This is a genomic window from uncultured Clostridium sp. (genome assembly GCF_947072515.1).
Classification (GTDB): Bacteria; Bacillota; Clostridia; order Clostridiales; family Clostridiaceae; genus Clostridium.
Genome location: NZ_CAMTIG010000024.1, coordinates 15,449 through 30,670, shown reverse-complemented (window position 1 = coordinate 30,670; position 15,222 = coordinate 15,449). Strand labels below are relative to the sequence as shown.

Sequence of the window (15,222 nt, the reverse complement as noted above, 5' to 3'; positions counted from 1 at the left end):
TAATAGTTTTTTAATCTAAATGACACTTTTTATTCCATGTAATATATGTTGTACAAAGTGATGAACTATTCCAAAGTGTGAGAAATATCCTGAGAATATTAATAATAAAAATACAACTATATTGAATGTTACTATAATTGAAACTATCTTAAACCATGTTTTCTTTTTATTTCTCTTATAGAACTTTGATTTTCTTTGGAATATATCAGTTAAAACTAACATAAGTCCTTGTAAGAATCCATAAAGGATATAATACCATGTAATACCATGCCAACATCCTATAATAAGCATTGTCATAAACTGTGCTATATGTGATGCTGTATATCTACTTTTGAATCTCTTTTTTCTCATTGATGAGATTACAAATCTTGAATAAAGATAATCTCCAAGCCATTTTGAAAGTGTTATATTCCATCTAGTCCAAAATTCTTTCATATCTTTACTTATGAAAGGCATTTTAAAGTTATCTGGTGTTTTTACTCCAAAGAAATAACTTGTCCCAACTGCCATTAAGCAGTATCCTGCAAAGTTGAAGAATAAGTAGAATGTATATCCATAAGCATATGCTGCTGCATGTAAGAATGTAAGTTCATGTGGTATTTTCATTAACCAGTATGTATAAATTAAATAAGATAATATAAACTTATAAAACACACCTAAAATTAATTTTCTAATACCTACAAGAGCATACTCTTTTAAATATATATTTCTTGGAATTCTATTATTTGCTTCTTTATCAAATCTTCTGCTTCTATCTATTGGTCCTGAACTTAATGCTGGGAAGAAAGTAACATAGTATAAAAAGTCACCTAATTTTACTTCTGTTATTGTTCCATCATAAATTTCTATAATCATTTGTAATACTCTAAAGTTTAGATATGCAAGTCCCATAAATGTTACTACACCTATCCATATCTCATTAGTATATCCTAATTTATGTCCATTATAAGCAAAGTTTCCTATAGGTAATTTTACTCTTATAGTTTCTGTGTATTCAAATATTAGCATTGGTATTAAAGATAAGAAAAGACATATTCTATATTTTATTATACTGTCTGTTCTCCTTCTTATTTCTAAATAAATAAATACTATTAGAACTTCCCATATTATAAATACTGCAAAGTATAATAAGTGAAGACCTGTTCCTAAGATTACAAATATCATAAAGATAGTTGCAACCATTCCATAAACTTTTATTCTTTTTCCCATTGCTCCTAATATAAAGGCTGGTATTGTAACCAAGAATAGGAGATACATATAAAAATATGTACCATATTGTATAAGTGGGAACATTACATATCCTCCATTAGTCTTTTTCTATCGATTTTTCCATTTATATTAGTTGGAAATGCATCTATAATTTTTATATTTCTAGGTACCATATAGTTTGGTATATATGTCCCTAATTCTTTTTTAATAGCCATTCCATTCTTAAGATTACTTAAATCATTTTTTTCTTTAAGCTGTACAACACCTTGAAGATAAGCTATTTTTTCATCTTTATATACTGGTAAAACTATTGCATTTTCTACATTTAACACTTTTCTTAAGTTATTTTCAATGTCTTCAATTTCAATTCTGAATCCATTTAATTTAATTTGGAAATCTCTTCTTCCAGAATAATATATCATTCCATCTTGGAAATATCCCATATCACCTGTTTTATAAGCTCTCCATTCTTTTCCTTCAAACTCACTGTAGAAAAATGCTTCATTTGTTTTTTCTTCATTTTTGAAATAACCTTTTGATACTGATTTACCTATTATGATTATTTCTCCTTTTTCTCCTTCAGGAACTTCATTTAAATTTTCATCTACTATTTTAACTCCTGATGTTTTCATAGGAATTCCAACTGGTAGATTTTTTCCTGATTCTATCATTTCATAAGTTATATCATTTGTAGCTACACCAACTGTTGCTTCTGTTGGTCCATAACCATTTATAACTCTTGTATTTTTAAATCTATCCTTTAACGCTTTTGCAAGTTTTACTGGTAGCACTTCGCCTATAAATATCATAGACTCTAGCTTTGGTAACATTTCTGAGTTAAAACTATCTTCTGTTACACATACTCCTGCAAAAGATGGTGTAGATACCCATATTCCCATGTTAGATTCTTCGAACTGATTAAACATCTCTTTATAATCAGCTAAAGTTTTCTTTGATAATGAAAATAATGTACATCCATGTGAAAGCCCTGGATATATAGTTGTTACTGAAAGATCAAATGAATAAGCTGCTTGATTCATTATTACTTTTTCACTACCATCTATATTTAACTCTGGACTTATCCAATCTATAAAGTTATCTAGATTGTTACTGCTTATTTGAACGCCTTTTGGCTTTCCTGTACTTCCTGATGTAAAAAGAATATATGCATTTTCATCTCCTTTTACCCAAGAGTCCTCATTTAGCACTCCATTATATTTAAAGAAAATCTTCTCTAATTCTTCTTTATTTATAACAGTTATGTCTTCTCCAAATACTTCTTTTTCACAGTCACTAAAGTTAAAAAGAATTTTTGGTTTAACTTCTTCTTTAACAGTTATAACTCTATCAATTGGAAAACTTATATCTAGTGGTACATAAGCTCTCCCTGATTTTAAGGCCCCAATCATACATGCCATTATTAAATTTTCTTTGTTTCCGTATATCATAATTGGAGTGTTATCACTATGCTTTTCTTTTAAGAAACATCCAATTGAATTTGAATAGTTTTCTAAATCTTTGTATAAAAGGTCTTCTCCATCGCATGTTAATGCAACTCTTCCAGTTGCTGAATACTCTTTTATTCCTTTTAATATTTGCATTTTTAACTCCTTCCTCCTCTTACTCTCTTCTTCCGTAAAGTTATATTTTTATTTTAAACTTCCTTTGAGCCTTTTTTATATCTTCTTAGAACTCACTATAAATGAATGGAAGTTGTTTATATGGTGTAAATGTAATTATTAATATTCCAATTATTATTGCAATAGTTAATATTATACTCATTATTAAAAGCTTATTGTTGATCATAAATGTTATAAACTTTTTCACAAACATCAGTCCACCCTTCTGTTCCTAAGTGAGCTACGTCTCTTAAGAAGTATTTTTTTGTATCATCTTGCTCATAATTTAACACTGTAAATCCATAACTTTCTCCAAGCTTTTGTATATAATCGAAGAATTTTGTTCTTTCTTCTTTTGGTACTCCTATATAGTTATAGAACCAGTTCATACCAGGCATTAATACTATTATTGGCTTAACTCCTGTCTCTTTACATACTTGTAAGAATAATTTATATTGGTTTACTTCATTTGATGTCATTAAATCTGATGATGCATAGGCTTTATTATATATTGGTAAGCTATCTACAAACCCTTGATTATATTCTGAATTTAACATTCCATATGGATTATTTGTACTTAATCTCTTACCATCTTCATAAGCTAATTCTTGTTGTTTCTTCCAATTCCATGGCACTATTTTCTTTGATTCTGGTTTATATTTTGGTAATGTCTTTAATTCTTTATATAAAAGACCTTTTCCATTTAATTGAATCATAAATTTGTGCACTACATAATAAGGATAGAATAATACTCTTTCTATTTTTGATGAGATAGTATCATATCCATACATTTTTGCATATAAAACTTCTGGTTGATAATCTTTTGATCCTCTTAAATATAAGTACACTTGCTGTGCAAATTGCTTTTTAGTAGCAGGTGTTATCTCTGGATTATCTAAAAATTGGTAAAACTGTATTGGTGAGAATCTTACCGAGAAATTATAATTTGAAATTCCTGCTTGTGATAAGAACCATTGGAATGAAAATGTAAATACAACTTTCTTATCCTTTATTTTTGGATCTAAACTTCCTATTGTTGTGGCTGCTTGTAAGTCTTGATTAAATTCTTTACCTACTATAAATGCTTCATTTTTACTTTTTCCTGAGTTAAAGAAATAACTTGGATGTTGAAGTGTTACATGTCTAAGTTCTGATGAACCTAAAAACATTATATCTCCTTGATTTAAAAAATAATCATTTGCAACTACACCTTTAGACTTTAGGTCATCCCCGAATTTATTTCTAATTGGCATTAAGTCTTTTTGTTTCATTAATACTGGAATCTCATGGTCTAAATACATATTAAGTCCATTTGCAAATAAAACTCCAATTAATATAGGTACTATAAAGTATAATATCTTTAAATATTTTTTCATTGTTTTTCCCTTCTAAATAAATCAAAATTCTAATCTAGAATATTATTTTTACCCATTTTTATCAACTAAGTCTAGTCTCTATTCTTTAGTTTTTTTTTAATACTTCATTAACATATACCTCTATTTTACTCATTTCCTAAGAAAACCCCCTCAAAATAGTGCATTTAACGTCTATTTTCATGTTCATATATTAAATAGTTTATTTACTTTTCTTTTTTTCAATTTTTTGTGAACAGTTGATATTATCAACGCTTTACGCTGCTTTTTAATTTGCTTTCTTATATTATAGTTTATTTTCTAATTTATTTATTTCATTAAATTCTCTTACTTTTTTATTTTTTTATATACGAAAAAAGAACAATTTCTATAAGTAAACAGAAATTGCTCAATTCTTAATATTAATACACACTATTTGGTTAATTTGGTTGAACCTTTACGTAGAGATTTTAACACTTTCTCATTTTTCTGTCCAATATTTATAACATTTCTAAATATATGTACTATCATTTTGTTTGTTTATCTAATGTTTTTTCTTTAATATATCACTTAATTCAAAGTTAAACTTATGATTTATTTATAAAATTTCAAAAAATTTCTCATTTTTACAATTTAATTTATAAAAATTCACCATTTTTGCATTTATATGCGGTTTCTAATAGCAAACTTCTATATAACTTTCCCCTAAACCTGTTGGAATAACTTCATTCTCAATTTTTTTACCATTTATTAGTATCTTTTTTTCACCTCTAGAAACCTTTATTTTATATTTTTCATCTTTTATTTCTATAGAAAATGAATCTATATAACTTGGCATGTGTGGAGTTATAGTATATCCTTTCCCTTTTACCTTATTTAATCCAATTAGATTCTGAAGACCTATTTTATAAAACCATCCTGCAGCTCCTGTATAATAGCTCCATCCTCCTCTTCCTTCATAAGGTGGTCTAATATATATATCTGCACTTATTACATAAGGCTCAACTTTATATGTATCAGCCTTTTCTTTTGTATTAGAATGACTTATAGGATTTATCATATTATAAAAACCATATGCTTTTTCATTTTCTTCAAGCATACTATATGCTAATATGACCCAAGCTGCTGCATGAGTGTATTGCCCACCATTTTCTCTAACTCCTGCAACATATCCTTTTATATATCCTGGCTCTAACTTTGAACTTTCAAAAGGTGGGTGTAGAAGCTTAATTACAGAGATATCTCGATCTACAAGATATTTTTCTACTGATTCCATAGCTTTCTTTCTTCTCTCCTTACATCCAAGTCCTGTTATTACTGAAAAACTTTGTGGAAGTGAATCTATAAAGCATTCATCATTTTCACTTGAACCAAGAGGAGTTCCATCATCAAAGAAGGCTCTCTTATACCAAGCACCGTCCCAAGCATTTATTTCTATATTTTCTATAATAAAGTTTCTTTCTTTTTCAAATTCTTTTGCTCTAGAATCTTCACCTTTCTTTATACATAGTTCTTCAAAATCCTTAAGAATTTTAGCTAAGAACCATCCAAGCCATACACTTTCCCCTTTTCCTTTATTCCCTACAGTACTCATTCCATCATTCCAGTCACCACTTCCCATTAGAGGAATTCCATGACTTCCATATTTTAAAGCCTTATTTATAGCTCTAATACAGTGATTATAGATACTATCCTTTTCAGTAATATTATTTACTATCGTATATCTCTCATCCTCACCTTTATTTAATGGTGCATCATCTAAATAAGGAACCTCTTCATCTAAAATACTATAATCTCCTGTTAAATTTATATATTCAATAACTCCATAAGGAAGCCATAATAAATCATCTGAAAATCTTGTTCTTATTCCACTATTTACGATAGGATGCCACCAATGCTGTACATCACCTTCAATATACTGCCTACTAGCATTTTTTAATATTTGTGTTTTTAATATTTCAGGTTTAATTATTCCAAGAGATAATGAATCCTGCATTTGATCTCTAAATCCATAGGCTCCTCCTGATTGATAAAATGCTGTTCTACTTAAATATCTACAATTATAGTTTTGATATAAAAGCCATCCATTCATCATATAATCAAATGATTTATCTCCTGTATTTATTTTTATATTACCTAAAAAGCTATCCATCTCTAGTTTTATACGGTTTAATTCTTCAAACGCATTATTTATATCCTTATATTTGTTTATCTTCCCTTCTATAGCCTCTAAGCTTTCTTCTTGACCTAAAATACTTATAAGGGTTATCTCTTCGTCTACGGCCAGTATTATGTCCTTTTGAGTACATAAGCAAGGTTTATATCCTCCTCCACTTTTTGGAGTTATATTTTCTTCTATAGCCTTATTCAACATTCCTCTTCCTTCATCTATATCACAAGTATAATGATTTACCCCTTCTCCAAGAATTGTTCCATAAGCTATTTTTTCTTTAAAGCTTTTTGAGTATGTCTTTTTAGCAAAAGCAAACTCTTCTCCTATCTCCGTATATATTTTTTCATTATCTTTTCGTTTATTTTCTCCTAAAGCTAGTTCATTATAACTAAACATTGAGATACTTTTGCTTTCTCCACTTAGATTTTTCAATTTAACTATTTGAATCTTCAAGTCTTCTTCTAAAGGAACAAAAACTGTTATATTACCTTCTATTCCTCTACTTCTATGCCAGAATGTAGAATATCCAAAGTTATGATTTATCTTATAAACCCCTCCATCATCAAAGAGATTTTTATAGATAGAAAATAATTCTAAATCTGTATTATCTCTAAACCATATTCCTTCATACATAGGGTCTTTTATATAATCATTACTCCATGGTGTTATTTTATTTTCTCTACTGTTCCCGCACCATGTATAACTTGAACCTGACTCTGATATATGAGTTCCAAAGTTTTTATTACTTAAAACATTTATCCAAGGTCTAGGTGTAGATTCTTTATTTTTTAGTATTATATTATAACTTCCATCTTCCTTATTAAATCCACCATATCCATTAAAGAAATCTAAATTATTCCCCTCTTCTTTTTCTATGTATATTGGATCTTTTTCTAGTTCCTCTTCTTTCCTATCATTTAAATGAAGTAGTATTTTACAGTCTTCTTCTATATCACTATCTAGCTTATGCATCTTTTCATAGTATTCTAATTTTTTTTCAAAACTGTCTCCATCTTCATTTATATAAATAGTTGCAATACCTGTAAGGAAATGGAGATATTCTTCATCAATATCACCTTTATTTAATATAAATACTCCTGTTCTATCTCCACCTCTAAAGTTATTTAAAAGCTTATCTATATCTTTTCTATTTCTTACGTTATAATCTATCTCTTCTTCGTTATATATGATTAAATCTAGCTCTATGCCTTTAAGTTCCATATAGTAATGGAATCTTATAACATCCTTTAATAACTTTTTATCTTCCTTTGATTTTAAAAGAATTATTTTTTTATCTCCTGAAATCCCATATCTCCATAAATCTTCTTGTGACCCCTTAATATTTTTTATATAATTATCTCTAAATTTTCTTCCTTCACCTATGTAAAGAATCTCTCTTAAAACCTTTTGATATTCATTACTTTTTTCTGATGGCAGAGATAATCTATTTAAAAGAAGGCTAGCCATTTTATTATATTTTCTCTCTATTTTAACGATATCTTTTAAATATTTATTTTCTCTTACCATTCTTATTATTTCTCTCTTATCATCTGTAAAGCCTATAATTAAATTCAATACCTTTTCTTTTCCCTTTTCTAAAGTTATTTCTTTTCTTATAGCTATACATGGATCTAAGGGTTGAAAACTTTTATTTTTTAAATCTTCTTCAACTCCTATAGGGTTTTGAAATGTTCCATTTCTTTTAATAAAGTTTTCTCTATTTGTTGTAAATTTCAATTTTCTATCATCTTCATTATTTCCCTCAACTAAACTTACAAAAATATAATTTTCTTTATCTTCTTTTTTTCTAGTTCTCCTTTTAGCAATAAGAATATTTTCTCCGTTTATAAATTCTGTTTCTATAAAAAGATCTGAAAAGGCTTTATGAGCTAAGTCTGCTTCTAATGTTGTTATTATAGGTTCTAAATAAGATGTTATTTCTAGCTCTACATCTCTTTCTTTTAAATTTTTTATTTTTAAGCTTCTTATTTCTAAGTCTTCTTCTGGTGAAACTAAAATTTTCAGCTTTGTTTCTATTCCATTTTCTATTTTTTGAATTTCACTTCTATCTTCTGAAAACTTAACTTTATATCTTTCTCCTAGCGAGTTAAATGGATAATATGTTGGGCTTTGAATCTTATTCCCTTTTTTATCTTTTATGTAGAATAAAACTCCACCTTCTTCCGATAAAAAGTCTCCACCCCATCTATAAATCATATTCTTCTCACATTTAGAGTATCCTCCACCAAGGCTATTTATCATTACAGAGTATTTTCCATTTGATAAAATATTACTTCCCTTATCCAATACTTTTTTATCATTTAAAACTCTAGTATTAAATATTACTCTTTTCATTTTAAATTCTTCATTTATAAAGCCTTCTTTTTCAGCTAAAACTAAGTTTTCCATTTTTTCTTTTAATATTATTTCAGTTGTCTTTACTTCTGGAATGCTATGAAACCTTTCTATCATAATATCGTCTTTCAAAATATTATCTAATGCTAAAAGAGATATCCCTATATGATGAACCATATAGGTTTTAATTAATAATCCCTTTCTTTCTTTTGCTTCATACTCATTTATTACTTCTTCTTTTAACAACTTTGTTATTCTATTTGGCGTATAGTCTACAGCTTCTATAAATCCATACTTTCCATATGCTCCAATATCCTCTAGTGCTTTTAAGTTTCTTATTCCTTCTTCTTTACAATATTGAAGTGCCATCATTGTAGAGTATGGAGATATAACTAATTCCTCTTCACTATCTCTTCTCATTTCTAATTTTGGTACTCCAAAAGCTTTATATTGATAGTTTTTTTCATTATCAAATCTATAAAAAGCTGATTCTGATATACCAAAAGGAACTTTTTTCTTTCTTCCATATCTTATCTGTGCCCTTACCGCTCCTTTATATGTTTCCCATAGAACACTTCCATTAAATGCTCTCATTATTAAGGAAGGCATTAAATATTCAAACATTGTTCCACTCCAAGAAAGAAGTGTTTTATGTATTCCTACATTTCTATAACTTCTTTTTAGCTTAAACCAATGACTTTCTTCAACCTCGCCTCTAGCTATTGCTAAAAATGAAACTATTCTTGCCTCTGAAGCTAAAAGGTCATAATAACTTTTTCCTAAACTATCTTCTTCCATGTTATATCCAATATAAAATAATTCTTTTCGCTCATTATATAGTGGTTTAAAATTCATTTCATCTATATATTTATTTAAAAGTTCGTCTTCTCTGTAGTTTTTCTGCATAAACTTTTTTACTATCATTAAATATGAAAGAAGGTTTCCACTATCAACGGTTGAAACATATTTAGGGTGAAGTGGCATTTTACTCCTTATATCATACCAATTTAAAAAATGGCCGTTCCATATTTCTAAATCTTCCATAGACTTTAATGTCATTTGAATTCTATAGATAGCATTTTCTAAATTTATAAATCCTAAATCATATGCAACTATATTACAAATCAAAGAAAGTCCAATATTAGTTGGAGACGTTCTTAATGCTTCTCCAACTAAAGGATCTTCTTGATAATTATCTGGTGGTAAATAATTATTTTTTAGATTTACTAAATCACTATAATATCCCCACATGTCCTTGCTTATTTTTAATAAATATATTCTTTCCTCAGAAGTTAGAAATTCTTCTTTTTCTTCACTTTTACTTATACTCCAAGCTACATAAGGTGAAAATACCCATAAGACTCCAACTACTACTCCCAAAACAGAAACTATTTCATTTGCATAAAAGCTTAAAAGTACTGTTATAAGTCCTGCAATAATTGAAAACCACATTCTTTTTATATAATATCCAAAGTTTTCCATCCTTCCTTTATCTTCAATATCAGACGCTCTCCACTTTAACAAATTCTTTTTGCTTATCCCTAATCTATAAAGACTTCTTATTATTGCATCTAACATTATTACTGCTTGATAAGGTATAAAACTTATTATAAGCATAACTGTAATTAGTGTTTTTCCACTTCCATTTAGTTTATTTTTAGGTGTTACAACAAAATCTGTTACTCTGAATATTAAAGGAGTAATGCAAGTTAAAAATAAAACTGTTACTATTCCTCTACCATTTGGAAGAAGTAAAAATGCAAGCCAAAGTCCAATTAAAAGCCATGGTGCTAAAAGACTCCTTCTTAAGTTATCAAAGATTTTCCACTTTGAAATCCCCTTTAATTCCTTTGAAAAAAGCCAGTTTATAATTTGAAAATCTCCTCTAACCCATCTATGTAATCTACTTATGCTACCCATATATGTACTAGGATACTCTTCAATAAGCTCACAGTCTGTAACTAATCCACATCTAGCAAGTTCTCCTTCTAAAAGATCATGACTTAATATTCTATTTTCTTTTATTTTCCCACTTATAGTTTTTAAAAAGGCATCAATATGAATAATTCCCTTTCCTGTAAAAGACCCTTTCTTAAAAAAATCTTGATATGTATCTGAATAAGCTGTTGAATATCCATCAACACCACTATCTCCTCCAAATATCTTTGAAAATCTAGTTTTATTTTTACTTTCTAGAGATATTGAAACCTTTGGTTGCATCATTCCATATCCTCTAATTATTTTATCTACTGAAATTTTTGGATTATTTAATGGATGTGCCATAGCTCCAACTAATCTTCTTAAAGTATTTCTTTTCATAAATGTATCTGTATCTAGTGTAATTAAATATTTTGATGTTTTTAATACTTCTATATCATTTGAAAAAAACTTAAAGCTTCCAGAAGTATCTCCTCTTAAAAGCTCCATAAACTCCATAAGCTTTCCTCTTTTTCTTTCCCAGCCTATATACATTCCTTCACTTTTATTAAATAATCTTTCCCTTGTTAAAAAGAAAAATCTATCTTCTCCGTATGTATCATTTAATTTTTGGACTTCCTCTCTACCATATATATTTAATTCTTCTTCCTTTTTTAAATCTGGATTTTTACTATCTACAAAGTCTCCTAATATAACAAAATATGCATTTGGATCTTTATTTCCTAAATGATAAACCTCTAGTTTTTCTACTAAACTTTTTATTTTTTCTTTATTTTCTATTATTGTAGGAATAACTACTGTAGTCTTATTTTCTTCACCTATTCCACTTCTAAAATCTATTTTTGGTATATGGGCCATCTCCATATGTCTAGGTATAAAATAATTTATAAGCCCAACTATAATCTCACTACAAGGCACAAGAATTATAAAAAAGCCTACTACATAATCACTAAAGCTTCCATAATCCCATTCAAATAGATAATCTATCCCTATTATAATTAAAGCTAATATCAACGTAAGAATTATATTTGTGAAAATAAATCCACCTTCTGATCTCTTATTCTTATCACGGCCCTTTAAATTTAAACTTTTTAAAAGTTCTTCATAGCCAGAATCAACTATATAATATCCTATATGTGTCCTTTCATCCCAATTTCCCTCAATCCTTTTTTCTCTTGCAAGTTCAAAAGCTTTTTCTGCAACCCTTTCCTCTAAAATATCAAACTTTCTACTTATTTTTTCTATTTTATGTCTATAGTAGTCCTTTGACTTTTCCTCCATATAAGGATATGTTCCACTTGGATCTTTTAAGAGATATCTCTCAATTTCTGATACATTATCAAAAAATATTTTCCATTCTAAATTATCTGTTATTCTTAATTCTGTTATTCTTTTTTCTATATCTTCTTCAAGCTCTTCACTTATAAAAAGGTCATCTAAATTTCCTTTTAAATAAAATTCCTCAATTTGGTGAACAATTCCACAAATATCTATTAGTAGAAATATTCTAAGCATAATTGGAAATGAAACCACTTCCCCATAAGAAAGTTTAATATTTCTAGATAATATAAATTTACATAACTCTTCTTCCGTTAATTTATTTGAACTTTCCATAAAGTCCTTTGCTAATAAATATGACCTTGGTAAACAATCCTTTGCACAATCTATCTCTGTAGGTAGTTTAAAGAAGTATTTTTCCGGCATATTTTTCTTTACGAAATTAAACTCTCTTTCTAAAAGATATGTATTATCTAATATCCACTCACTAGCTGTAGTTTTTACACCACCATTTTTTATACAAATATTTATTCTTTTATATCCTTCTCTAAGGGAGTTATATGCAATATTTAAATCTTTTAATAAGTTTCGTCTATGTTTTTTAAATTCATTTTTACCCATATAAAAAGCCTCTCTTTTCAATTTAAAATTCTTAAAAATAGTCTTTCCAAGAAAACTTAAATTTATTACAAGGCTTATCCATTAATATCCTATAGCTTGTATTTTTATCTAAAATATGTTAAATTTATAGTGAGATTTTTAAGAAATCTCTCCTTTAGAAATATTTTAACAAAAGCAATCACTTGTATCATTTTGGTGCAAGTGATTTCTTTTATGCACAAAAAAAGAACCCCCTCTAAGGGAGTTCTTTATTTTTATTATAAATTATAGAATTCAGTGAAAGCTTTAATTGTATAATAGTTATCTTTAACTGAAGCTAATTCTCTAACTGAGTGCATTCCTATAAGTGGTGCTCCCATATCTACAACTGGAATACAAAGATCCGCTGCTGACATTGGTCCTATAGTAGTCCCACCTCTTACATCTGATCTATTTACGAATTCTTGCATTGGAACATTAGCTTTTTCACAGATTGCTTTAAATATTGCTCCTGAATATGCATCAGTTGAATAACTTCCTGAAGCAGCTTTCTTTAATACAGGTCCCATTCCAAGTAATGGTCTGTTTGTTGGATCGTGTTTTTCTGGAACATTTGGATGAACTGCATGAGCTAAATCTGCTGAAATCATAACTGAATTTGCTAAAGCTCTAAAGAACTCTTCTGTTCCTTTTCCTGTTGATATAACTATTCTTTCTAATAATCTTCTTATAAGATTTGAATGTGCTCCTTGAGCAGTTAAACTTCCTATTTCTTCATTATCTACAGCAATCATAACCTTTGTACTATCTATTTCATTACTATCTAGTAATGCTCTAACTCCTGCATATACCATCCATTTATCATCTAGTCCACCAATTGAAATAAATTCTTCATCCATTCCAACTAAGCATCCTTTAGTATATTCATATAAGAAAAGATCAAAATCTAATATTTGGTCCTTTTGAACTCCAAGAGCTTCACAAAGTAAGCTTATTAAATATCCTTCTTTTTCTAACTTTTCATTTACAAATCCTAATAAAGGTAATGTATCTTTTTGCTTGTTTATAGCAAATCCTTCATTTACAGTTCTATTCATATGAATAGCTAAATTTGGAATTATTAAAACTGGCTTATTTACATCTACTAATTTAACTGTAGGCTTAAGAGGATTTTCTCCTTTTAATGTAACTCTACCTGCTATGCTAAGAGGTCTATCAAACCAAGTACTAAGTATAGCTCCACCATATCCTTCAGTATTTAATTTAACGTATTGTCCTTCACTTTTCATATCTGCATTTGGTTTTATTTTAAATCCAGGGCAATCAGTATGAGCTCCTATAAGTCTAAATCCGTCTTTTTCAAGCTCTCCTTTTCCCACTACAAATGAAATTATAGCTGAATCATTTTTTCTAACATAATACTTTCCACCTTTTTCAAGTGTCCATGCATCACTTTCTAAAAGTTCTTTAAATCCTTCTTTATCTAACATGTTTTGAACTTCTTTAGTTGCATGAAAAGCAGTTTTTCCATTATCTATAAATTCCATTAATTCTTTTGCTAATTTCTTTTCCATCATTATCACTCCTAATCTCTAGTTTATATAAAAACATTTTACCACAAATCTAATTTATATTTATCTCTAAATTACTATCTAGTTCTATATATCATATATAATTGACATATTTCATTTTATATCTTACAATTTTATTATACTAAGGAGGAATATTTATGAAATTAATTAATGACTTTACTTTACAAGACGAAAGACTAAATAAAGAAGATGCTATCTTAACTGCTAAAGGCTATATCTATACTCAAATTTTTGCCTTAATTTTATTTATTTTAGAACTTATTTTTAAAACTAATGTTATTTTAATATTCCAAACTGCATTTATTTTAATTATTTGCAACTTATATATAGTTATTAAAGCACGTACTGCTGGTTTGAATATTTTAAATATTTTAAATCCCAAGGATGAATGTTTAATTAGCTTTAGAAATACGTTTTTTAAGAAAGCCTTCTATCTAATTCTTAGATATGATCTGCTTATTGGAGTTCTTGCTTTATATAGCCTTTATTTTACAAAATCTTTTAATGGTTTCAATCTCTTATTTTCAACTTTAAATCTTCTTGCTATTATTATTCCTTGCTGTTATATTAGCATTAAACAATATAAAAAAGGTATTTTAGGACGTACTACAACTCAAACTAACTCTAAAAAAATGTCTTTAGAAAAAAGAACTTTTTTTGCTACTTTGGTTTTTGGTGCTACTATGACATCTTTTCAATTTATATCTGGAAATCATACCCCTCTCCTTTTATTAAGATTCTTTCTAATAAATTCAATTTCATGGGGAATTATGTTTTATGTTTTTACAAGCTTATTATTAAAATTTGCTAAAAAGAGAAATACTAAATTAGAAAATATAAATGAGGAATAATCTTATGTCAAAAAATTTAAAATTAAAATCAGCACGTGCTGGTAAAGATTTGTCTCAAGCTGACCTTGCTAACATCGTTGGTGTAACAAGACAAACAATTAGTATGATTGAAAGTGGAAACTATAATCCAACAATTAATCTATGTATATCAATTTGCAAAGCTTTAGATGTCACTTTAGATGATATATTTTGGACTTAAATATATCATTTATTAGTGATTATACTTCCACTCTAGTTACCAATTAGAAACTCTAT

The 15,222-nt window shown here is 27.9% G+C and carries 8 protein-coding genes; 2 read left to right on the top strand and 6 right to left on the bottom strand.

The window, feature by feature from the left end:
* Nucleotides 1–15 precede the first annotated feature (15 nt).
* From dltB to Q0W06_RS10375, 6 genes are all read right to left on the bottom strand, one after another.
* The gene (gene dltB, locus Q0W06_RS10400; protein ID WP_297634835.1) at nucleotides 16–1,293 is read right to left on the bottom strand and encodes a D-alanyl-lipoteichoic acid biosynthesis protein DltB; all 1,278 of its coding nucleotides are present in this window, start codon (nucleotides 1,291–1,293) and stop codon (nucleotides 16–18) included.
* Complete coding sequence (gene dltA / locus Q0W06_RS10395; RefSeq protein ID WP_297634832.1) at nucleotides 1,293–2,810, bottom strand: D-alanine--poly(phosphoribitol) ligase subunit DltA; 1,518 nt, start codon at nucleotides 2,808–2,810, stop codon at nucleotides 1,293–1,295. Before dltA ends, dltB begins: the two co-directional genes overlap by 1 nt.
* Nucleotides 2,811–2,895: 85 nt before the next feature.
* Nucleotides 2,896–3,036: a hypothetical protein gene (locus Q0W06_RS10390; protein ID WP_297634910.1), complete on the bottom strand. Its 141-nt coding sequence runs from the start codon at nucleotides 3,034–3,036 to the stop codon at nucleotides 2,896–2,898.
* Nucleotides 3,002–4,204: a D-alanyl-lipoteichoic acid biosynthesis protein DltD gene (gene dltD / locus Q0W06_RS10385; RefSeq protein ID WP_297634829.1), complete on the bottom strand. Its 1,203-nt coding sequence runs from the start codon at nucleotides 4,202–4,204 to the stop codon at nucleotides 3,002–3,004. The genes Q0W06_RS10390 and dltD overlap by 35 nt, the downstream gene beginning before the upstream one ends.
* Before the next feature lie 652 nt (nucleotides 4,205–4,856).
* Nucleotides 4,857–12,545 carry a glucoamylase family protein gene (locus tag Q0W06_RS10380; protein ID WP_297634826.1) on the bottom strand — a complete coding sequence of 2,563 codons (7,689 nt, stop codon included), beginning with the start codon at nucleotides 12,543–12,545 and terminating at the stop codon, nucleotides 4,857–4,859.
* Nucleotides 12,546–12,802: 257 nt separating this feature from the next.
* Complete coding sequence (locus Q0W06_RS10375) at nucleotides 12,803–14,098, bottom strand: M18 family aminopeptidase (RefSeq protein ID WP_297634823.1); 1,296 nt, start codon at nucleotides 14,096–14,098, stop codon at nucleotides 12,803–12,805.
* A gap of 155 nt (nucleotides 14,099–14,253) precedes the next feature.
* Here Q0W06_RS10375 and Q0W06_RS10370 point away from each other — a divergent pair, with 155 nt between their 5' ends.
* Both Q0W06_RS10370 and Q0W06_RS10365 read left to right on the top strand, forming a co-directional pair.
* Entirely contained in the window at nucleotides 14,254–14,967 is a 714-nt protein-coding gene (locus Q0W06_RS10370; RefSeq protein ID WP_297634820.1) for a hypothetical protein, read from the top strand.
* 4 nt (nucleotides 14,968–14,971) lie between these two features.
* The gene (locus Q0W06_RS10365; RefSeq protein ID WP_297634905.1) at nucleotides 14,972–15,166 is read left to right on the top strand and encodes a helix-turn-helix transcriptional regulator; all 195 of its coding nucleotides are present in this window, start codon (nucleotides 14,972–14,974) and stop codon (nucleotides 15,164–15,166) included.
* Nucleotides 15,167–15,222 lie beyond the last annotated feature (56 nt).

Coding starts and splice junctions, on each gene's coding strand:
- dltB (WP_297634835.1), bottom strand. CDS start 1,293: ATGTTCCCACTTATACAATATGGTACATATTTTTATATGTATCTCCTA.
- dltA (WP_297634832.1), bottom strand. CDS start 2,810: ATGCAAATATTAAAAGGAATAAAAGAGTATTCAGCAACTGGAAGAGTT.
- dltD (WP_297634829.1), bottom strand. CDS start 4,204: ATGAAAAAATATTTAAAGATATTATACTTTATAGTACCTATATTAATT.
- Q0W06_RS10380 (WP_297634826.1), bottom strand. CDS start 12,545: ATGGGTAAAAATGAATTTAAAAAACATAGACGAAACTTATTAAAAGAT.
- Q0W06_RS10375 (WP_297634823.1), bottom strand. CDS start 14,098: ATGGAAAAGAAATTAGCAAAAGAATTAATGGAATTTATAGATAATGGA.
- Q0W06_RS10370 (WP_297634820.1), top strand. CDS start 14,254: ATGAAATTAATTAATGACTTTACTTTACAAGACGAAAGACTAAATAAA.
- Q0W06_RS10365 (WP_297634905.1), top strand. CDS start 14,972: ATGTCAAAAAATTTAAAATTAAAATCAGCACGTGCTGGTAAAGATTTG.